This is a genomic window from Rania fehmarnensis (assembly GCF_056494185.1).
The window spans coordinates 270,309-291,344 of sequence record NZ_CM151398.1 but is presented as its reverse complement, the minus strand read 5'-3'; the positions used below and the strand labels follow the sequence as shown (position 1 = coordinate 291,344).

At 56.0% G+C, this 21,036-nt stretch carries 16 protein-coding genes; 10 read left to right on the top strand and 6 right to left on the bottom strand.

Annotated features, from left to right (window positions below):
• Positions 1 to 202: 202 nt before the first annotated feature.
• Complete coding sequence (mnmA, locus tag SH573x_RS01060; RefSeq protein ID WP_479352438.1) at positions 203 to 1,318, bottom strand: tRNA 2-thiouridine(34) synthase MnmA; 1,116 nt, start codon at positions 1,316 to 1,318, stop codon at positions 203 to 205.
• 278 nt (positions 1,319 to 1,596) lie between these two features.
• Between mnmA and SH573x_RS01055 the strand changes: the two genes are divergently transcribed.
• The gene (locus SH573x_RS01055; RefSeq protein ID WP_479352437.1) at positions 1,597 to 3,633 is read left to right on the top strand and encodes a YgiQ family radical SAM protein; all 2,037 of its coding nucleotides are present in this window, start codon (positions 1,597 to 1,599) and stop codon (positions 3,631 to 3,633) included.
• Between the two features lie 59 nt (positions 3,634 to 3,692).
• On the top strand, positions 3,693 to 4,223 hold the full coding sequence (locus tag SH573x_RS01050) for a type 1 glutamine amidotransferase domain-containing protein (protein ID WP_479352436.1): 531 nt from the start codon (positions 3,693 to 3,695) through the stop codon (positions 4,221 to 4,223).
• A 1,135-nt stretch (positions 4,224 to 5,358) separates the two neighbouring features.
• Here the strand turns inward: SH573x_RS01050 and SH573x_RS01045 are convergent.
• From SH573x_RS01045 to epmB, 4 genes are all read right to left on the bottom strand, one after another.
• Complete coding sequence (locus tag SH573x_RS01045) at positions 5,359 to 6,903, bottom strand: hypothetical protein (protein WP_479352435.1); 1,545 nt, start codon at positions 6,901 to 6,903, stop codon at positions 5,359 to 5,361.
• 93 nt (positions 6,904 to 6,996) lie between these two features.
• Positions 6,997 to 7,488 carry a Holliday junction resolvase RuvX gene (gene ruvX, locus SH573x_RS01040; RefSeq protein ID WP_479352434.1) on the bottom strand — a complete coding sequence of 164 codons (492 nt, stop codon included), beginning with the start codon at positions 7,486 to 7,488 and terminating at the stop codon, positions 6,997 to 6,999.
• Between the two features lie 47 nt (positions 7,489 to 7,535).
• A complete protein-coding gene (locus SH573x_RS01035) occupies positions 7,536 to 8,237 on the bottom strand; it encodes a hypothetical protein (RefSeq protein ID WP_479352433.1) in 702 nt (233 codons plus the stop codon).
• Between the two features lie 656 nt (positions 8,238 to 8,893).
• A complete protein-coding gene (epmB, locus tag SH573x_RS01030; RefSeq protein ID WP_479352432.1) occupies positions 8,894 to 9,928 on the bottom strand; it encodes an EF-P beta-lysylation protein EpmB in 1,035 nt (344 codons plus the stop codon).
• Between the two features lie 87 nt (positions 9,929 to 10,015).
• Between epmB and efp the strand changes: the two genes are divergently transcribed.
• The 8 genes from efp (at position 10,016) to SH573x_RS00990 (ending at position 19,962) form a co-directional block, all read left to right on the top strand.
• The gene (gene efp / locus SH573x_RS01025; RefSeq protein ID WP_479352431.1) at positions 10,016 to 10,585 is read left to right on the top strand and encodes an elongation factor P; all 570 of its coding nucleotides are present in this window, start codon (positions 10,016 to 10,018) and stop codon (positions 10,583 to 10,585) included.
• A 263-nt stretch (positions 10,586 to 10,848) separates the two neighbouring features.
• Positions 10,849 to 12,570, top strand: a complete 1,722-nt coding sequence (locus tag SH573x_RS01020) for a coiled-coil domain-containing protein (RefSeq protein WP_479352430.1) — start codon at positions 10,849 to 10,851, stop codon at positions 12,568 to 12,570.
• A gap of 220 nt (positions 12,571 to 12,790) precedes the next feature.
• On the top strand, positions 12,791 to 14,035 hold the full coding sequence (locus SH573x_RS01015; RefSeq protein WP_479352429.1) for a GTPase family protein: 1,245 nt from the start codon (positions 12,791 to 12,793) through the stop codon (positions 14,033 to 14,035).
• Positions 14,032 to 15,612, top strand: a complete 1,581-nt coding sequence (locus SH573x_RS01010; protein WP_479352428.1) for a dynamin family protein — start codon at positions 14,032 to 14,034, stop codon at positions 15,610 to 15,612. The genes SH573x_RS01015 and SH573x_RS01010 overlap by 4 nt, the downstream gene beginning before the upstream one ends.
• 53 nt (positions 15,613 to 15,665) lie before the next feature.
• Positions 15,666 to 16,982 (top strand): replication-associated recombination protein A, encoded by a 1,317-nt coding sequence (locus SH573x_RS01005; protein WP_479352427.1) that lies wholly within the window; start codon positions 15,666 to 15,668, stop codon positions 16,980 to 16,982.
• A gap of 161 nt (positions 16,983 to 17,143) precedes the next feature.
• Entirely contained in the window at positions 17,144 to 18,586 is a 1,443-nt protein-coding gene (locus tag SH573x_RS01000) for a hypothetical protein (RefSeq protein ID WP_479352426.1), read from the top strand.
• Positions 18,587 to 18,607: 21 nt separating this feature from the next.
• Positions 18,608 to 19,297 (top strand): DUF3299 domain-containing protein, encoded by a 690-nt coding sequence (locus tag SH573x_RS00995; protein WP_479352425.1) that lies wholly within the window; start codon positions 18,608 to 18,610, stop codon positions 19,295 to 19,297.
• Between the two features lie 101 nt (positions 19,298 to 19,398).
• Positions 19,399 to 19,962 (top strand): DUF3299 domain-containing protein, encoded by a 564-nt coding sequence (locus SH573x_RS00990; protein ID WP_479352424.1) that lies wholly within the window; start codon positions 19,399 to 19,401, stop codon positions 19,960 to 19,962.
• A 154-nt stretch (positions 19,963 to 20,116) separates the two neighbouring features.
• Here SH573x_RS00990 and trpA read toward each other — a convergent pair whose 3' ends face one another.
• On the bottom strand, positions 20,117 to 20,911 hold the full coding sequence (gene trpA, locus SH573x_RS00985; protein ID WP_479352423.1) for a tryptophan synthase subunit alpha: 795 nt from the start codon (positions 20,909 to 20,911) through the stop codon (positions 20,117 to 20,119).
• Positions 20,912 to 21,036 lie beyond the last annotated feature (125 nt).

Below are 21,036 nucleotides of genomic sequence, written 5' to 3'. Positions count from 1 at the left end.
TCGCCAGAGATTGGAGGTGTTATGGTAGCTCATCCAAAGTCTGGCGACTTCGGCTACGTAGACGGTTATGGTTATTCATCCAAAGTCTGGCGACTTCGGCTATGGGGTCACCTCTCCAAACTTTAGTTTGGGGAGGTCGAATCGAGCGTAGCAAGATTCGGGAGGGGCGCGTCCAAAGTCTGGCGACTTCGGCTACGGCAGATTACATGATCCAACCGCCTCCCAGAACGCGTGGACCGTCGTAGAGGACGCAGAGTTGTCCAGGAGCAACACCTAAGGCGGGCTGCTGGAATTCAACTTCGACGGTTGTACCATCGGACGATGGAGTAGCGGTGCAGGCGATGCCGCGACTGTTGTAGCGGATCTGTGCAGCAATCTGCAGCGGTTGAGTAGGTGGTTCGATTAACCAATTGAAGCGCTGCGCCGTTAACGTGGGACGCGCTAAAGCTTCTTTGGGACCGATGATGACGTTGTTGGTCTGGCTATCGATGCGGACCACAAAGTGCGGCTGGCCCAAGGCGATGCCGAGTCCTTTGCGTTGGCCGATCGTAAAGCCTTCGATGCCTGGATGCTCGCCGACGGTGCGACCATCGGTAGTAAGGATATGACCTGCCGTCGATACCTTCGAACGCTCGCGGACGAATTGGTCATGCTGGCCACTGGCAACAAAGCAGATCTCTTGGCTGTCCTTCTTTTCCGCGACGCGTAAACCGACTTGGGCCGCCATCTGCCGAATCTCTGGCTTTTCATAACCACCCACCGGCAACAACATGCGATGCAAGTAGCGTCGATCGATACCGGCCAAGGCATACGATTGATCTTTGTGATCATCCACGCCACGAATCAAGGCCGGTTGGCCATCGATCGCTTCCATGCGGGCATAGTGCCCGGTGGCTACGAAGTGGGCATCGACGCTGTCGGCGTAGTCGAACAGGCGGCCAAACTTGATCCAGTTATTGCACTGCACGCACGGGTTGGGCGTGCGACCTTTTGAGTATTCATCGACAAAGTAATGCACGATGCGGCTGAAATCGGCCTTGAGGTCGAGAGCATAAAACGGAATCTGCAGTCGGTCGGCCACGCGGCGGGCGTCCAGAGCATCCGAAGCGCTGCAACATCCTTGCTTGTGATCCGAGCGGCCCTGCAGAATGGGCAAGAGCGGATTGTGACCAGTGCTTTCCACTTTACAGCTGGCCGCAGATTCTTCTCCGTGCCGCATAAAGACCCCAATCACTTCGTAACCGGCGCGCAGCAACAAATGGGCAGCTACCGAGCTGTCCACTCCGCCACTCATCGCCAGTACTACGCGCTTGTCCAACTATTTTCTCCGATTGCCGGTGGTTGTTGATTGGCGGTTGTTGGAACCGGGGCTAACGCCCTCGGCTTAGTTGTGGGAACCTTTGGCTAACGCCCGACGGTTTACTTGTTAATGATAGCCTCAAAACGCGTTTTTTTAAGGCCAAACTAGGCTTCGACAATTTTCAGACACTTATCTACAATGGGAGGCTCGCTGGAAAGCGAATAATTAACCAGAGGGTTTCGGCCAAGCGCTGTGGGCGTCCAATCGAAGCTTTCACAACAATAAATGACGAACAAATGCAGCTACCTGTGCTTAACGAGGCCCGCACGGCCGATCGTTTCTTAACCAGTCTGCCCGCCACTCCCTCTGCTGCCGGCGGCCGAAAACCGACTGGACCACTGGCTTCTACGCCCCTGCCCATGACGGCCGCCGAAGCTCGCGCCCGGGGATGGGATGAAATCGATATCGTGTTCGTCACCGGCGATGCGTATATCGACCACCCCAGTTTTGCGATGGCCATTCTGGGCCGAGTGCTGGAGGCGGCTGGGTTTCGCGTCGGGATCGTCTCGCAACCCGATTGGCATTCCTGCACCGATTGGCAACGCTTTGGCCGACCGCGTCTGTGTTTTGCGATCAGCGCCGGCAATATGGACTCGATGATCAACCATTACACGGCCAATAAAAAAGTCCGCAACGATGATGCCTATTCGCCCGGCGGCAAGATTGGCCTGCGACCGGATCGAGCCACGTTGAGCTACTGCCAGCGGGCGCGCGAAGCCTATAAAGGCGTGCCGGTGATCGCTGGTGGTGTGGAAGCTTCGCTGCGGCGCTTGGCGCACTATGACTATTGGTCCGACAAAGTTCGACGCAGTATTCTGCTGGACAGCAAAGCGGACCTGGTGGTCTTCGGTATGGGCGAAAACGCAGTGGTCGAGATCGCGCAGCGTTTGGCGGCCGGTCAAACGGTGAAGGACCTGCGCGATATGCGCGGTCTCGCGTACGCGCTAGGTGCCTCGGAGACTCCGCCCGAGGATGCGCTGACTCTGCCTAGTTACAATCATGTGATGGCTGACAAGCTGCAATTTGCGGAAGCCACGCGCATCATTCACTCGGAAACCAATCCCTACAACGCGCGGCGTTTGGTTCAGTGGCATGGCACTCAGGCCGTCGTAGTCAATCCGCCTCAGTTTCCCATTTCGGAAACGGCCATGGACCGCATCTATGGTCTGCCCTACACGCGTCGACCGCATTCGAGCTACACCGAACCGATTCCGGCCTACGAGATGATCAAAGATTCGGTCACGATCATGCGCGGCTGCTTTGGCGGTTGCACCTTCTGTTCCATCACCGCCCATCAAGGCCGAGCCATTCAATCGCGCAGCCAAGAAAGCGTGCTGGGCGAAATTCAGAAATTGGCTCAGAGTAAAACCTTCAAAGGCACGGTCAGCGATATTGGTGGACCAACGGCGAACATGTATCACATGAAGTGCACCAAGCCCGAGGTCGAAGCGATCTGTCGCCGCCAGTCATGTGTGCATCCCAAGATCTGCAAATTACTGGGCGTCGATCATCAACCCGTGATCGACCTCATGCGCGCGGCCCGCAAAGTTCCCGGGGTCAAGAAAGTGCTAGTCGCTAGCGGCGTGCGCATGGATTTGGCGCGCCAGTCGCCCGAGTACATTCGCGAACTGACCGAACATCATGTGGGCGGGCACTTGAAGGTCGCGCCTGAACATGTCGATCCCGATGTGCTGTTCAAGATGCGCAAGCCCTCCAACGATGACTTCGAAAACTTTACGGATGTCTTCAACGAACATTCCAAAGCCGTCGGCAAGAAGCAGTACCTGGTACCGTACTTCATCGCCAGCCATCCTGGTAGCGACCTCGATGCCATGATCAACCTGGCCGTGTTCTTGAAACGCAATGGCTACAAACCCGATCAAGTGCAGGACTTTATTCCGGCACCATTGGATGTAGCCACCACGATGTACTACACCGGCATCGATCCATTCACCAAGAAACCAGTGCATATCGCCAAAGGGCTGCGAGATCGCAAGATGCAACGCGCGCTGATGCAGTTCTTCAAACCCGAGAACTACTTCGAAGTCCGCGAAGCCTTGCGCCAAGCGGGCCGTACCGACTTGATTGGCAACGACTGCGATGCGCTGATCCCCTCGCAACCACCCCTGGAAGCGCTAAATCGTCGTCGCGAAGATGCCAACACGCGCTTCCGCGGCGAATACGTTCACAAAATCCCGGGCCAAGGCAGCAAGAAAGAACGTCGCACCCGCAATACCAAAGGCTACCGCCCAGGACGCAAAGGAGCCAATTGAAGTTGGAAGTGTGAAAAACGAATCAAACACAATCTCAAATCGCAAATCGCAAATCTCAAATGACTCAACTTTCTGGCAAACGAATCCTGGCGTTTATTGGCGACATCTATGAAGATCTCGAACTGTGTTATCCGCGGCTGCGCATGATCGAAGCTGGGGCGGAGTTCGTGATGGTCGGACAGGAAGCTGGTGGCACGCGATACTTGGGCAAACATGGTTATCCGTTAACCTCGGATCGATCGATCGCCGACGTTACCGCTCAGGACTTTGATGGCTTGATCGTGCCAGGTGGATTTATGCCTGACAAATTGCGGCGTGATCCGCAAGTGCTGCAACTGGTGCGCGACTTTGATGCCGCGGGTAAATGCGTGGCTGCGATTTGCCACGGAGGTTGGATTCCGATCTCCGCTGGAGTTTACCGCGGCGTGCGCGTGACCGGTTCGCCCGGTATCAAAGACGACTTGATTAACGCCGGTGCCATTTGGGAAGACGCCGAAGTGGTCGTCGATCGACACTTTATCAGCAGCCGCAAACCCGATGACCTGCCCGCGTTCTGTCGCGAAGTGATAACGTGCTTGAGCCTCGTTTAACTTAACCCGTAGCCGTTAGGCGAGGCGAACGAAGCGGTTGATTCTCAGGGCCAAGTCACTCACCTTGAGCAAGTAGATGCTCAGGTAAACGCAGCGATTGGTTAGCAGGTGCGCCTCGCCTGGCGGCGATCTCGTTTAACCCGTAGCCGAAGGCGAGGCAAACGAAGCGGTTGATTCTCAGGGCCAAGTCACTCACCTTGAGCAAGTTGATGCTCAGGTAAACGCAGCGTTTGGTTAGCAGGTGCGCCTCGCCTGGCGGCGATCTCGTTTAACCCGTAGCCGAAGGCGAGGCAAACGAAGCGGTTGATTCTCAGGGCCAAGTCACTCACCTTGAGCAAGTTGATGCTCAGGTAAACGCAGCGTTTGGTTAGCAGGTGCGCCTCGCCTGGCGGCGATCTCGTTTAACCCGTAGCCGAAGGCGAGGCAAACGAAGCGGTTGATTCTCAGGGCCAAGTCACTCACCTTGAGCAAGTTGATGCTCAGGTAAACGCAGCGTTTGGTTAGCAGGTGCGCCTCGCCTGGCGGCTACGGGTTAAACGATGACGCACTCACCAAGGCATATGGATGCTCAGGTAAACGCAGCGTTTGGTTAGCAGGTGCGCCTCGCCTGGCGGCGATCTCGTTTAACCCGTAGCCGAAGGCGAGGCGAACGAAGCGGTTGATTCTCAGGGCCAAGTCACTCACCTTGAGCAAGTTGATGCTCAGGTAAACGCAACGTTTGGTTAGCGGGTGCACCTCGCCTGGCGGCGATCTCGTTTAACCCGTAGCCGAAGGCGAGGCAAACGAAGCGGTTGATTCTCAGGGCCAAGTCACTCACCTTGAGCAAGTTGATGCTCAGGTAATCGCAACGTTTGGTTAGCGGGTGCGCCTCGCCTGGCGGCGATCTCGTTTAACCCGTAGCCGAAGGCGAGGCAAACGAAGCGGTTGATTCTCAGGGCCAAGTCACTCACCTTGAGCAAGTTGATGCTCAGGTAAACGCAACGTTTGGTTAGCAGGTGCACCTCGCCTGGCGGCTACGGGTTAAACGATGACGCACTCACCAAGGCATATGGATGCTTAGGTAAACGCAACGTTTGGTTAGCAGGTGCGCCTCGCCTAGCGGCTACGGGTTAAACGATGACGCCTCGCCTGGCGGCTACGGGTTAAACGAGTCATACAGGGGCATGTGTCGGTAGTAGACTTCCAAGCAGTAGAGCGCCATGCAAGTGGCGTACAGGCGACCGGCGCTGTGGTCGATGCCGCTGGTGGCCAGTGGCCAACTACCTACTTCCGGACCTTCTTGCACTTGAAGCGCGGGCAATTGTTCGCGCATCATGCTATTCCATTTCTTCCAATGGTCGTGACCAGCGTGATGCATGACTTGAGTGGCGTAGTACCAATAGTAGTAACGCAGTTCTTCACCATTGAACGGTGCGTTTTCATCTAGCCAAGCGGCGCACTTCTCGATCGCCGGATGTGTGCGGGACCAGCCCAAATACATGCGGCAGAGCATGCCTTCTGCGGTCATCGACGCCGTAGGTCGACTGTCTTTGCGATAGCCGTATTGAGAGTGCTCTTCAGCGTCGACAGAGTTCAAGTAGGAATGAATACTTCGCAGCTGGTTCTCGGGTACCGTAATGCCAGCCGACTTGGCGCTGACCAGCGCCATCATGCACCAACCTGTTACTGATGTATCAGAGTCTCCGCGGAACGAGTAGCGCCAGCCACCGGCGGTTCCTTGGGCGCGAAGCGTATATTTAACGGCTTTCTCGACGTATTGTTTCAGCCAGGTATCGCCGGTCATAGCGTACGCTTCGCTCAGCGCCAGCGTACAGATGCCTTGTGTATAGATCGCGTGATGCAGCGGTGTGTCGTGAATGAAACTTCCATTGGGCTGTTGTTCTTTCACCAACCACTCGAGTGCTTTGTGGAGCTGCTCGCGATATTCACCCGATTGATGTGTGTGGCCCGCTCCGAGAAAGGCAATCAGGGCCATGCCCGTGGCCGCCTTGCTGTTTTCACCGAACTGGGCACCTTGTGCATAGGGACCGAGAAAGCTCCACCAGCCATCGCTTTGTTGTTGACGTATCAACCATTCCAATCCAAGCTTCACAGCCGCTTCGGTCTGGGCAGTACCGCCATACTTGGAGAGCAAGGAGAGCTTCGCCGTGCCGGAACGGCCAACCACCATCGATTTTTCAGGCAGGGCTGCTAAAGCTTGATCGGCGATCGCGGAGTTGATGGAAGACGGGCCTTCGAACTCTAGTTGTGTTTCAGGCAAGGTGGCTGACAGGGAACTGGACTGATCCAGCTGTGCAATGACCGAGTCGAAACTAAGCGCATCGATTTCTAAATCGCTAGCGACGCTGGAAAGTTGCGAGGCCAGTTCAGGACCCTCGGACTCTGATTGGGCGACCAGCAATACGCTCGTGGGCAACGCTTGGCTACTAATTCCGATGAATGCCAAGGTGATCAGCAAAGCAGCGTGCACAATGAAACTGATCAACCAGTCCGTCCGCGGCATAAGTTTCTGGAACTGGATCGCGTGCCACCACCGCCTTCGACGCTGGCTGGGAGCGGCCGCCATCGCAGTCCAAGCTGATGTCGAAGGCACAGTCGACGGCACAGTCGACGGCAGCACGTTATCAAAGTCGAACGCCGGATCGGAGAAATCAAGTTCCGTGAATTGATCTGCGGACATAATAGTCCACTGTACTAAAAAAAAGGGGTCAGGTCTATTTTCGGCTGCTTCTCACTACCAGGTGGCCGTCTGAAAATAGACCTGACCCCTTTTTCAATCTTCGATTGGGGCGAGATGGGTTGCACGATGTCGGCGGGATTCGAGAAAATGCTCCAAGATCAGATGGGCGGCCAGGCGATCCACTCGTTTCTTGCGTTGGAGATGATTTAATCCAGCTTCGCGCAACAAGCGGCGAGCTTCGGCAGTTGTGAACCGTTCATCTTGAAAAATGCAAGGCACATCGGTGAACCGCGCCATCCACATTTGAAAGTCACGCACTTCTCGCGACTTTTGACTCTCGGTGCCATCACTATGAATAGGTAGTCCGAGAACGATGCCTTGAATCTGTTGCTTGGCCAGCAGTTCGCCGAGAAACTTTTCGTCCAAACGTTCATTGCGCCGCAGATACGTATCCAGCGGTGTCACCCAGCGTTGGCTTTCATCGCACATCGCCAGCCCCATCCGGACTGTGCCGTAGTCGATGCCCAGCAAACGACCCGCCTCGGGCAACTGGTCAGAGATCGGCGAAGGCTGTGGATTGATCATAGACCAATCATTTTAGCAACAAAGCCAGCGGCGCTCGACGGATTATCTTACGAATCCTTACGGGCGGGCAGATCAGTTGTGCTGGGCGGAGCTTGACCGAGCAGTGGAGCAAATCCCGTTTGCGGTTCAGCGGATTTCTTTTCTATGCGCGGATAACGAGCCACCACTTGTCGTTCATAAGTTCGATTGGAAGAACTTTGGCTGTACTTCAAATTCGCTTGAGGCACCGCTGTTTCCAGCACCGCCAGTTCGGCCATCGATAGCGACATATTGCCCAGCGTGAGCTGCCGCAAGTTCGGGAGTTTTCTAAGTTCCAGCAGACCTTCAAAACTGAATTGTTTACCTACCAGAGTCAAACTGCGCAGCTGTCGAAGCTGAGCGATATTTTCAATGGTCTTGTCGGTAGCTGCGTTGCTTTCCACACTCAACTTAAGCACTGCTCGCAAGCCGGGTAATTTGCCCAGCGAACTATCTTCGAGATTACCCTTCAAGTGGACTGTATGCAAGTCCGATACCGAGGCTGGTCCGAGCGTGGCGGCAATATCACCCTGCATGCCTTGCCACATGGGTCGAAAAACATGCGGTACTTGATAATGCCATTCATATTCAGCACGACAATCATCCAACCACTTCTGGTTAGCGTACACGCGTTGATAACGATAACCCATCACGGCAGCCGTTGTGACTAGGCCCAACAACAGAACGATAACTGCGATCTGGGCTGTCCATAAGCACGAATGTAGAGACACCGAGCGGCCGCCAGAGCGGGACACTTGGTTGGATTGGCGAGGGGTACGTCCCTGATAAAACAAGCTATACACAATGATCTTTCTTTGGCAAAGACGAGCCATCAACTGAACAAGGTTCAGCCGCCCTGGAACCTGACTCGTCCTTGAGTCAAGTACTTGTTATTCGTTACCTGGACGCAAACTTTGTTGCCGCGTGAGAGTTTTTTGGTTGAAAAAGTGGGCTGTACTGAGTCGCTAGAGTGACAATCACGTCCGCAGACAGTTCGTTCACTCTCTAATACACCTTGGGCCGCCTCATTTCTTGCACGTCACAGAGAAATATTTCATGCAAGCAATGTGATAGACCGCTAAGCACGTGTACACATCCAATTCGGGTACCATCGAAATTCAAAGGACTTCGGGTGGCACTGGCAATGCGCAGCATAGCCAGTGCATGGGACGAAGTGGTGCAGTTGGCCGGGCCCTGTGTCTGGTCCAATGGCAGCGAAGTTTTGGATACAGCCTGCCAGGATGCTGCCTGGGACGGGTTGGTTCGTTGGCCAATGAACCCTCTCAGGGACCAGTGCCACCCAAAAACCCTAAACACAATACAACTGCTCGACCTAAAGGCTGGGCACTATTTGTGCCCTAATCCCGAATTGGACGTGTCCACATGCTTACAAGGGCACTTTATTGGGGTATCCAGGTTGTTCAGACACATATTGAGGCACGCCATAGCCAGAGAATTGGGCGCGCAGATCGGCGACTATTTTTTGGCCCTCAGCCACTGGCACTTCAAAATGCGCTGCTCCTTGCACCCGATCGAGTTGATGCAAGTAATAAGGCAGTACACCGGCGGCAATCAACCGCCCGCTGAGCTCTCGCTGAACTGCTACGTTATCATTGATACCTCGCAATAAGACGGATTGATTTAGTAGCAATGCGCCAGAAGTTCGCAAATTGGCTAGTGCCCGCGACAAGCACTGATCGATCTCGCGCGGATGGTTGATGTGCGTCACCAATACCACTTGCATGCGCGAGCGACCGAGCCACTGCAGCATTTCTGCGCATACGCGTTGGGGAATCACCACCGGCAGACGCGTATGAATGCGCAGCCGCTGGATGTGCGGAATGTCGTTCAAGCGTTCGACCAACCAACCGAGGCTATGATCGCTCAGCATGAGCGGGTCGCCGCCTGAGAGAATCACTTCTTCCAGGCTGTCATCGCCAGCGATATAGTCGATGGCCACCTGCCAAGTTGCAGGACTTTTGGGGACTTCGGCATACGGGTATTCGCGCCGAAAACAGTAGCGGCAGTGTACGGCGCAGGCACCTGTGGTTACCAGCAGCGCTCGCGAAATATATTTTTGGAGCAGTCCGGGCAGTAAGGTGGCGGCGCGGTCATCGACTGGATCGGCGACAAATCCCGGCTCGGCCGCACCCTCCTGGTTGCTGATCAGAACTTGGAGCAGGAGCGGGTCGTGTGGGTCTCCAGGCTGCATGCGAGCCACAAATTCCCAGGGTACCAGCAGCGGAAATTGTTCACCAGCCGCGTGCGACCGCTCCAACGCACCGGCGGTCTCCGGTGGTAAACTCAAGGCCGATAGCAGCATTCGAGGGTCGCGGATCGCCCGGCGAACGGCCTCCTGCCAGCTGACCGAGGCGGAAGTGGCTTCGACAAGTTGGGGGTTGGTAGCTAAAATCGTCGCCATTTGGGGATCAGAGCCTGGTAAACATTGGTCCGGTTTTGGGCAGGGCGATCAGGATAATGATCAGTCAGTATAAGGTGAAGGGACAAAGTGGGTACCTACAAGACGAGTGATTTCCGCAAAGGGCTGAAGGTTCAAATCGACGGTGAACCCTATTTGATGGTCGAGATGAACTTCGTCAAACCGGGTAAAGGCAATGCCCTCTACAAGTGCAAGATGAAGAACCTCGTACGCGGTACGGTTCTGGACCGCACCTACAAAGGTGGCGATGAACTGGAATCGGCCGATGTCGAAGAAATCGAAACTCAGTTCCTGTACCGCCAGGCCGAAGCCTACTTCTTTATGGACAACCAGTCCTTCGAGCAGTACGAACTGACCGGCGATCAAGTCGATGACGCTTGGAAGTATCTCAAAGACGGCATGACCTGCACCATGATGCTGTTCAATGGCGTGCCCATCACCATGTCTCCGCCCAACCATGTCGAGTTGAAGGTGACCGAATGCGAACCGGGTGCCAAGGGCGACACCGCCACCAACGTAACTAAGCCCGCTAAGGTGGAGACCGGGGCCGAGTTCATCGTGCCTGGATTTATCAAAGAAGGCAACGTGATCAAAATCGATACACGAACCGGCGAATACATCGAACGCGTCAACAACTGAACTCGCGGCCACTGTTTATGTGGCGCAATCGTCACGTTCGGCATGGCAGCGCACATTGCTGGGGCAGGGTTCACCAGGTTCTACCTGACCCGAGCCCCAGAAAAATCTATGGTTGAGTGCCGCCCCCGGTTTGGACTCTACGCTATCCAAACTATTGCACGGCTGGCACTTTTCAACCACACGCACTGGATCTCGGGTCGGTTCCCGTGACCGTACTTGCGAATCGCCCATGGGGTGGTGAGACGCAATCGAAGAGCCGGACAATGAGCAATCGTCAGCTCGAGCAGCTTCGTGAAACGCTCGACTCGATCGTAGAAGACCTTTGCAACCGTGAGCAGGCGGTTGACAAAGAGCAAGCTCATTTGCTACAGCGGCTCAATGAACTCGATCAGCGACAATCGGACCTCAAGTCGCTCGATGGTATCGTCTCGGCACATCAAGCCACGGAATTGGAACTGGCCGAGCAACTGCAAACGCTGGTCGGCACGCTGGAACAGCGGGCAACATCCCAGCCCAGTTGGATCACCACGGCGCTCGAGCAACTCGAAGAGCGCATGATCAATCGCCTACTGGCTCAGTGGCCCAAGTCAGACGCACCTACGCTAGAAGAAACCGTTGAGGCCTTAGACAAGGCGCACTCACGTTCGATCAATGGACTAGTCGAACAGTTGACCAGCAGTTTACAAACGGCCATCGCAGTGCAACTAGCGCCGCTGAGCGATGACCTGCCTGAGCGTTTGCAGTCTGCCTTGTCGGCTGCGGTTCCCACCGCCGCGACATCGCTACCGATCGCCATGCCGGAACTGGCTAAAGAGATTGAGAAGTTTGAATCGCGATCCATGGCCAGCATGGCTGCGCGCATGACCGCCGGTTTGCAGACGGCTCTTGGTCAACAATGGACCACGCTGACAGCCGAATTGCCGGGCCTGATTGAACAGTCTCTTAAGAAAATCGAATTGCCCCAGGTTGCAGCCGCATCCATCGCGACAACCACTGCAGCTAGTGAAAGCAATGAAGCCGGTGACGACCGCTATGAAAAGCAAATTGCCGAACTGACTAAACAGCTCGAGCAAGCTCGACGATCGTTAGGCGAAACCGAAGCCTTGTTGTCGGAGGCGTTGGAACATGATCACTCGAGCTCCACGGCTGCCGAAGCGATCAAGCAAAGCGATGACGAGTTGGTGGCTGCGCTGCGTGCCGAAGTAGCCGACCTGCGCAGTTTGCTGAGCGTCAAAGAACGCGACTCGGGAATCGTCGACGAACTGCGCGATGAGATCGGTCGCTTGCGCGGCGGCTCGACCGCTGAGGCTGACGCGGTGATCGCCGATGCCGAACTGCGTCAACGACTGGAACTGGCGACTTGCCAAATCATCGACTTGCGCAGTCAGAATGAAGAATTGAACGAGCGAGTTGCCAAGTTACAGATCAACTTCGCGCCGCATGGTCACATGCCACACTTGGGTCAAGAAGGGCTCAGCTGGGAAGAGCGCAAGAAGTTGCTACTTGAGCAACTGAACGCTGAGACCGATGACGAACAAGCCGGTACCGACGAGCAAGGCAAACGTTTGAAGATCACCGAAGTCATCAAGGCGACGGATGCCGAACTGGCGCGTCGCGATCGCGAGATCGCCGAGTTGCGATCGCTACTGGAGCAACAGGCCGATGCTCGTGAGGGTATGGCAGTGGGTGCAGCCGCGGTGGCGCAGCTAATCGAATCGGACGAACTGGTGCAGGAAGAACGCGAGAAACTGCGCGGCATGCAAAAGTCCTGGGATGAAAAGTTGCGTCAGGCTGAAATCGATCTCTCGATGGAGCGGGCCAAGATAGCTCGCGAACGCCTGCAGCTGGAGGAACAAAAGCAGGAACTTCAGGCTGCTCTGCAAGCCATGCAAGCCAGCCAGGCAGGCGGCGACTCCAAAGACAAAGCCGCCGTCGAAAAAGGCCGCAAATGGCTCAGCCGCTTGGGATTGAAGGAAGAGAAGTGATCGTAGAGCAGCTGTCCTCAGCTGCTCAGAACCCTCTAACCACGGTTTCTTCCGACCAGCGTTCAGGCAAGCGACTTGCCGGGTGCTGAGCGGCTGGGGACAGCCGCTCTACAATGCCGATTAGGATCGAAACTTGCAACATGGTTTCGAAATCTGCGCGCAGATCGTGTGCCGACGCAGCCACACCGCGGCCGTATGTGAGATACTGAGGAACTCGTTTATGTCTGCTCAAGTCCTTGGGTTTCCTGGCACAATGACAAAGTTCTGGCAACGATGGACCAAGCCGACATCCAGTGAAGGTGACTACACAGCCGAGGTCGCCCAGCTGCGTAGTCGAGCTCCCATTCCCACGCTGTGGCTGTTCGGTAAGACGGGCAGCGGCAAAAGTTCGATCGTGCGCTATCTGACTGGTGCCGAAGCAGCCACCATCGGCGAAGGCTTTCGACCCGAGACCAAAACGTCGCGGCGTTTCGATTTTCCCGATGCCACCGAACCACTGCTCACCTTCCTCGACACGCGCGGCCTGGGTGAAGCAGCTTACAATCCCGACGACGATATCGCGCAGTTCAGCGCTGCGACTCAATTATTGATCGTTACGGTGCGAGTTACCGATCATGCGCTGGACAACGTCATCGGCCCGATGCGCAAGATTCGCAAAGCCAACCCTGAACGGCCAGTCTTGCTCGTACTGACTTGTCTGCATCAAGCCCCCGAGTCGCTGGATATCGCTAGTGGCCCCGATCCCTTCGAGGTCCAGACTCAGCACACGCAAGCCAGCCACAAAGATATTCAGGCAGGCAGTACTGGCGAGCCAGGCACTACCAGCATACCGGCACCTCTGCAGAGTTTGATCGATGCCAAGACCAAGCAGTTCGAGGGTTTGTTTGAAAAGGTGATCGCGGTCGATTTAACTCAGCCGGCCGATGGTTTCGCCAATCCAAACTTCGGCGGCCAACGCTTGAAAACTGCGATCCTCGACTACTTGCCTCATGCTTATCGACAAGCCTTGCTGGTGCTGAACACGCATGATCAAGGTCTCTCATCGCGACAGAAGAAGGCACACTGGCAAGTGCTCGCATCCAGCGCGCTGGCTGGTACAGCCGGCGCGGTGCCCTTGCCCTGGCTAGATATTCCAGTGGTGCTCGCCGTGCAAACACATTTGGCCATGCGCATTGCGGATATCTACCAGCAAGAGATCAAACCTGCCGATTGGGCCATGCTCAGCAGCGCCACCGGTTCGCGCATTGCCCTGCGCATGGCTCTGACCGAAGCACTGAAGTTTATTCCCTATTGGGGCATGGCCGCCGGGGCAGCCAGCTCGTTTGCCTTCACCTATGCGCTAGGCATGTCGTGGGATTGGTACTTTGCCAGCCTGCGCGGTGGCAGAGTTCCTAGTCCTGAAGAATTGAAATCGATCTTCCAACAACAACTGCAGCGCGGTCGTCAACTCTGGAGAGCTGAATGAAGCCCTGGGGAATTGTTTCGCTGCGCACCTGGGTACTCATCGCCCTGTGGGTATTGCCTCTGATCGTCTATCTCTGCGTGGGCATCGCTGCCCTCTATCAAACGGGCTGGCTAATCTTCATCGCCTGGTCATTGCCGATCGTATGGCTAGTCGCATGGGTAGTGGGACGAACATGGCGGCCGCCCGCCCTGCCCCATAGCGGCTTGATTCAACCCATCACGCCCCGCGAATTCTGGACGCCACAAGACACCGCTGCCTTAACGGTGGTCAACCAGTTTCGCACCAGCTTGCCAGATATCGATCGGCATTCGATCGCCGATCCCAACCGCTATACGGCTGACGCCCAAGCTCTCAGTCTCAAGTTGGCCGAACATTATTACCCACAACATGGCGGGCAAGCCTATCGACCACTCACGGTGATCGAGATTTTGTCGGTCATCCACTTATCTATCGAAGACCTGGAAAAGTGGATGCTGGAAAACGTTCCAGGCAGCGATCTGATCACGGTCGGTCAAATGGAACGTGTACCCGGAATCGTCAATGCGATCGACGTCGGTCAGAAGATATTCTTTCTAGCTACTTCGCTGACCAACCCAGTCAAATTGCTCGGTTATCCTCTGTGGCGCAGCGCCGGCCGCGTGAGCGTGGAGTTGCAGAACGAAGCGATTCGCGCGTTCTATCAACACTACTTGCAACAAGTCAGTTTCTACTTGATCGAAATGTATAGCGGGCGACTGCGCGGTGGATCTCAGAAGTATCGCTCACGGTTTGCGCATCTGAGCAACGCAGCCCATACGGCAGGCGGCGACTTAGAACAATTCGCAAATTCCGAATCGATCGATACTGCCATCGCCGTCATGGGTCAGGTCAAAGCAGGCAAGAGCAGCCTTATCAACGCGCTCGTTGGCGATGCCGTGGCTGCCATCAGTGTGTTACCCGAAACCCGGGCTGTGCAACGTTATGAACTGAAACTAGCCGGTAAGTCTGGAGCCTCTGGCGACGCGCCAGCTCACCAGTTAACCTTGCTCGACACGCCCGGCTACAGCGAAGCGGATATCACAGCCGCTCAACGCCGCGAGATCAAACACGCAGTCGAACTGGCCGATATCGTACTGCTGGTCATCTCGGCCACCTCGCCTGCCAAACAATCGGATGTGGCGATGGTGCGCGAACTGGCGGCGCATTATCGCCAGCAGCGGCATCTCAAGCCGCCACCCATCATCGCGGTGATCACGCACATCGATCAGCTCAAACCCGTGCGCCAATGGTCACCACCGTACGATTGGCGCAGCCCACAATCGCCCAAAGAACTATCGATCGCGGCGGCTGTGGCCTATGCGCGCGAACTGTTCGGCGAGCATATCGTAGGCTACACGTGCGTCTACACTGGCACCGAGCATTCCGATAGCCAGTGCGTCGCCGACGAAATTGTGCCGCTGCTGATGAGCCACCTATCCAGCGGACATGCCGCTGCAGTCTTGAAAGCGTTTTATCGCGGACTCAGTCGACAACGCTTCCAACAGCTAACGCAACAACTAGCCGGGCTGGTACGATCTGTGTTAGATTTGAAATTCTGATTCTGTATTTCAAACTTCAAACTTCAAACTTCAAACTTCAATCTTCAATCTTCATGGATCTGTTTGCTGAATCGGAAAGCGAAAACTTTGACCGCGCCAAACCGCTGGCGGCGCGCCTGCGTCCGCGGCGACTGAGCGAGTTCGTAGGTCAGCAGCATATCCTGGGTGAGGGCAAACTGCTGCGGCGATTGATCGACGCGCGACGTTTGGGTTCGGTGCTGTTGTACGGACCACCGGGCACGGGCAAAACGACGCTGGCCCATTTGCTGGCCGTGGAAACCGGCGGCAAGTTGCAGCAACTGAGCGCGGTAACCAGTGGCGTCAAAGAATTGCGCGAGGTGCTGGCTTGGGCGCGCGATGAAGTCGCCACCGGTCAGCCTCGTCCTCTGCTGTTCATCGACGAGATCCATCGCTTCAATCGTTCGCAACAAGATGCACTGCTGCCCGATGTCGAAGGGGGCATCGTCTCCTTGATCGGTGCCACCACTAGCAATCCATACTTTGCCATCAACGGCGCTCTGCTCAGTCGCAGTACGGTCTTTCAGCTGCAACCGCTGACCGATGATGACTTGCTGACGTTGCTCAAGCGGGCGCTCAGCGATCGCCAGGCGGGCATCGGGAACATCAAAACGGAAGTCTTGCCCGGCGCTCTGGAAACTCTGGCCCGACTAAGCGAAGGTGATGCGCGGCGGGCGCTCGGTGCGCTGGAAGTCGCCGTGCTCTCCAGTCCCCAGCGACCTGTAAAACTAACGGCCGAGCTGATCACGGAGTCGATGCAACAAAAGACCATTCAATACGATCCCACCGGTGATGAGCACTACGATGTCTCCAGTGCACTGATCAAGAGCATTCGTGGCAGCGATCCCGATGCGGCCTTGTATTGGCTGGCCCGCATGCTCGAAGCCGGTGAAGACATCCGATTTATCTGTAGGCGACTGGTTATTCTGGCGAGCGAAGATATCGGTAACGCGGATCCCCAAGCCTTGCCGCTGGCTGTGGCTGCGTTTCAAGCTTGTGAACTGGTAGGCTTGCCAGAGTGTCAGCTGACGCTGTCTCAGACGGTCATTTATCTGGCCTGCGCTCTCAAGAGCAACTCAGCCACCGCCGCCATCGGGGCGGCTCGCCATGATGTGCAAAGTGGACAGTTAATTCCAGTTCCCATTCATCTGCGCGACAAACATTACGCGGGTGCTGAGAAACTTGGACATGGAGCCGGCTACATCTACGCGCACGACGCGGAGGATGCCGTTGCGGATCAAGATTACTTGGGAGTCGATCGAACCTACTACCAACCCACTCCCCGCGGTTGGGAAGCCGCCATGACCGAGCGTCTGGAGGAGATCCGTCGACGACGTGGCACTGTCCAATGAACGCCGTCGCTGACCAGCCGATTAAAACACCAAATAACCCTCAAAAGGGGGCCGAGTTGGCAGAAAAATCTTGATTTGACGTGGTCGACCTCACCCATATTCACCTAAACTATGTAGTGCAGAACTTGAGGGGTTTCGTTCCGATTCCGGAGGTGAGGATAATGCAAAGCAAACTGTGGAAGGTGGTCGGCCTGAGCCTGGTTGCGACCTTCTGGGCCCTGGGAACTGGCGGGGCTGTCGCTTCTTGCCCGTTTTGCTCTGCGGTCTCGCAGACGCTGCGCCAAGAGATGAAGTCGATGGATGCAGTTGTCCTAGCCGAAGTTGTCGGTGGCGGAGATACCGAGACCGACGCTCAGTTCAAGGTGCTCGAGGTGCTCAAGGGCGAGCAGCACATCAAAGCGGATGACACCATCCAAGCCGCCTACTTCGGTACCGCTCCCAAAGGTTCCAAGTTCTTGATCATGGCGGTTGATCCACCCGAACTGCTCTGGTCTTCCCCTCTGCCCGTTTCAGCCAAGGCCATCGATTACGTTAAAGCCATCGGCAAATTACCCGAGAACCAAGTTCAGCAACTCGAGTTCTTCCTCGAATACCTGGAGAATACCGAGTCGCTGTTGTCCCGCGATGCTTACGATGAGTTCGCTCAAGCTCCCTACGCAGACGTAGTGGCGCTGAAGGCCAAGCTGGACCGCGAAAAACTGCTAACCTGGATCCAAGATCCCAACATGCCTGCCGATCACAAGCGTCTGTACCTGGTGATGCTGGGCATCTGCGGCCAGGCCAAAGACGCTGACCTGATTGAAAAACTGCTACGTAGCGAAGACCCTAACCAGCGTGCGGGCCTGGACGCGATGATCGCTTGTTACGTGACCCTGCGCGGTGGTGAGGGCCTAGCGTTGATCGACGAACTGTTCCTATCTAACAAGAAGAGCCCGTATGCCGATACTTACTCAGCGATCATGGCCCTGCGCTTCCACGGTACCGATGGCAACGTCGTTGAGAAGTCCCGCGTGCTGAAATCGATGCATTTGATTCTCGGTCGACCTGAACTGGCCGACCTGGTGATTCCCGATTTGGCGCGCTGGGAAGACTGGTCGCAAATTGATACGCTGGTCAATCTCTTCAAGACGGCCGATGACAAGTCCAGTTGGGTACGCGTACCGGTAATCAACTACTTGCGAGCTTGTCCGTTGCCGGTGGCCGCCGAGCGTTTGGCTGAACTGGAAAAGATCGATCCGGCCGCTTTCAAGCGGGCCACCTCGTTTTTCCCAGTACCCCAGCCGGCAGCCCCCAGTACCAAACAGTCGAGCTCTTGGGTGCCCGAGTGGACTCCCTCGCCCGCCGCTTCGCCACTGCCGCGAGCTTCAGCTAACCGAACTTTTGCTAGCTTGACCAGCGACGTGCCCTTGGCCAGTTCCAGCCTATCGCTGGGGCGCAGTTCGCTGGCCACCAGTACGCCGAGTTTGGGCACGCCGAACCTGGGCTCGACGCTCAGCGTATTGGCTATGGCAGCCACTACGGTAACCTTGGCAATGTGGCTAGCTATTTCAGGAACCGGGCAGCCTTCTGTTTTGGGCTACGCGTGGCAGCGGTTCCACAGCTAACGTCCATCGGGATCGAAATCCATGAGTGTTGCAACCACCGGCAATGACAGCGCCTACCAGGCACCCATCAGCAGCAGCGACGAAATCATCTACCGCTCGGTTAGTCGAGCTGCGGTAGGCTCGCTGATTTTGGCCGGCTTGGGTACGCTAGCTTTCCTGTCGGTTGGCTTGATCGTGCTAACGGTGATCGGATTGCTGTTGGGGGTGATGGCCCTCGCGTCGATTCGCCGGTATCCCGACGAGTTGCTGGGCAAGAACCTGGCTCTAACGGGATTGGGGCTCAGCGTACTCACGCTGGCGACCGCGCCGGCCTACCACGCTTATGTCTATGCGACCGAAGTTCCACCGGGCTACGAGCGCGTCAATTTCGCGATCTTGACCAGTCCCAAAGATGCGCCGGACCTACCGCCGATGGCAGCGATGGAATTGGATGGCAAGAAGATCTTCGTCAAAGGTTACATTCACCCTTCGTCGATGGATTCGGCTCGCGCCAAGAAGTTCGTGCTGGTCCCGGACTTGGGCACCTGCTGCTTCGGTGGCCAACCGCCACTGACACACATGATCGAAGTTACCTTGAGTGGTGATGACATAGCCAAGAAAGGCTATCGCAAACAGAAGCTCTCGGGCACCTTGCACGTCAATACGCAACTCAAGCCCATCGAAGGCTTGCAGGGCGTATACTACACGCTGAAGGCCGACTACATAAACTAGCCCCGTAGGTCTGGCATGGTTTACAGCCTGTGTCGGATTGTGACATAGGCTGGCAGCCTGTGGCGTGGCTACCACCACAGGCACACATACAGGAAACTCTGATGCACAAGCTTCTTTTGCTGCTGGCTCTCGGTTGGGTGGCTACATTTTCATCCCCAGTTTCTGCCCAAGAGAAATCTGACGACAAAGCGGCGGAGAAACCAGTCGAGAAAGATGCCGCAGCTGATCGCACGCCCGCGGCCAACAAGCCGATTGTCGAAGCCCGCCCGGTTCGCAAAGCCGCCCGCAGCAAAGGCGATATCACCTTCGATGATCTCAAGTTCGAAATCGAGAAAGGTGGCTCGTTTCAGCAGGACATGCTGACCAAAGAGATCACATCCCTGAACAAGCAGAACATTAAACTGCGCGGCTACATTTTACCGAACAGCGTTTACAAGAGCTCGGGCATCGAGAACTTCGTGTTAGTGCGCGACAACATGGAATGCTGCTTCGGACCTGGTGCAGCCATCTATGACTGCGTGATGGTCTACATGGAAAAAGGTAAGACCACCGACTTCACCACTAAACCGGTAGCCGTCAAAGGCAAATTCGAAATCGAGGAATTCAAGTTCCCTGATGGCACATTGGCTGCGATCTACAAGATCACGGCTACAGAAGCCAAATAGTCGGGGCTCTCCACTGCCTCCTGACCTTGCGTCAGTGGAAGCGGCGACTTGTTAGCTAGTGTGATGCTTGGCGACATCCATCGGTACGAGACGTGGGGCGCGAACCGCCTAGCCAGTCAATCGTGCTGCCACCGAGACGAGCTTGGTGGCGAGCCTACTCCATCGCTGCGATAAGCTCTTTGGCCAGCGCATCGACTTGCTGCAGGGCCGCGTCTTGGTCAGTTGCTTCGGCGTAGCGGCGTACGATGGCTGAGCCGACGATTAGGCCATCGGCAACCGGTGCCAGCAGTTTAACGTGCTCGGGGCGACTGATGCCGAAGCCGATACATATCGGGACGGTGGTTCGCTCGCGCAGCCACGAGACTTGATCCAGCAAGCCTGGTGGCAGTTCGGTGCGCTCACCCGTGATGCCCGTAACTGAAACGAAGTAGATAAACCCACTGGAACTTTCCGCGATGCGTAGCATGCGCTCGCGCGTGGTTGTCGGAGTAACCAATTGAATAAGATTGAAGTCACGAGCCTGGCAGGCCTGCCGGACAGTTTCGGCCTCTTCGACTAACAAGTCGGGCACAATCGCTCCATCGAAGCCCGCGGCCTGGGCATCGTCGATAAATTTCTCCAAACCGCGCCGATAGATGATCGCGTAACTAACCATGGTTACCAGCGGCATCGATAACTTGGGTTTCACCTGCCGGACACAGTCGAAGATACTGTCGAGCTTGATGCCGGCTCGCAGCGCCCGGGTATACGACGCTTGAATCACCGGGCCATCGGCAATCGGATCGCTGTAGGGAATACCAACTTCGCCAATCGCCGAGCCTGCGGCATCGAGATGCTCGAGCAAGCGCCGCGTCATGTCGATCGTCGGATCGCCTGCCGTAATAAAGGGAATGAAAGCTTTGCGACCCGATTGCTTCAGTTGGGCGAAACGCTGATCGATGGATGACATGTAGGCAGTTAGGTGTTAGGTGTTAGGTGTTAGGTGTTAGGTGTTAGGTGTTAGGGTTTTCTCGTACTCGTACTCGTACTCGCAGCATTTCGAGTAGGAGTAGGAGTAGGAGTAGGAGTAGGAGT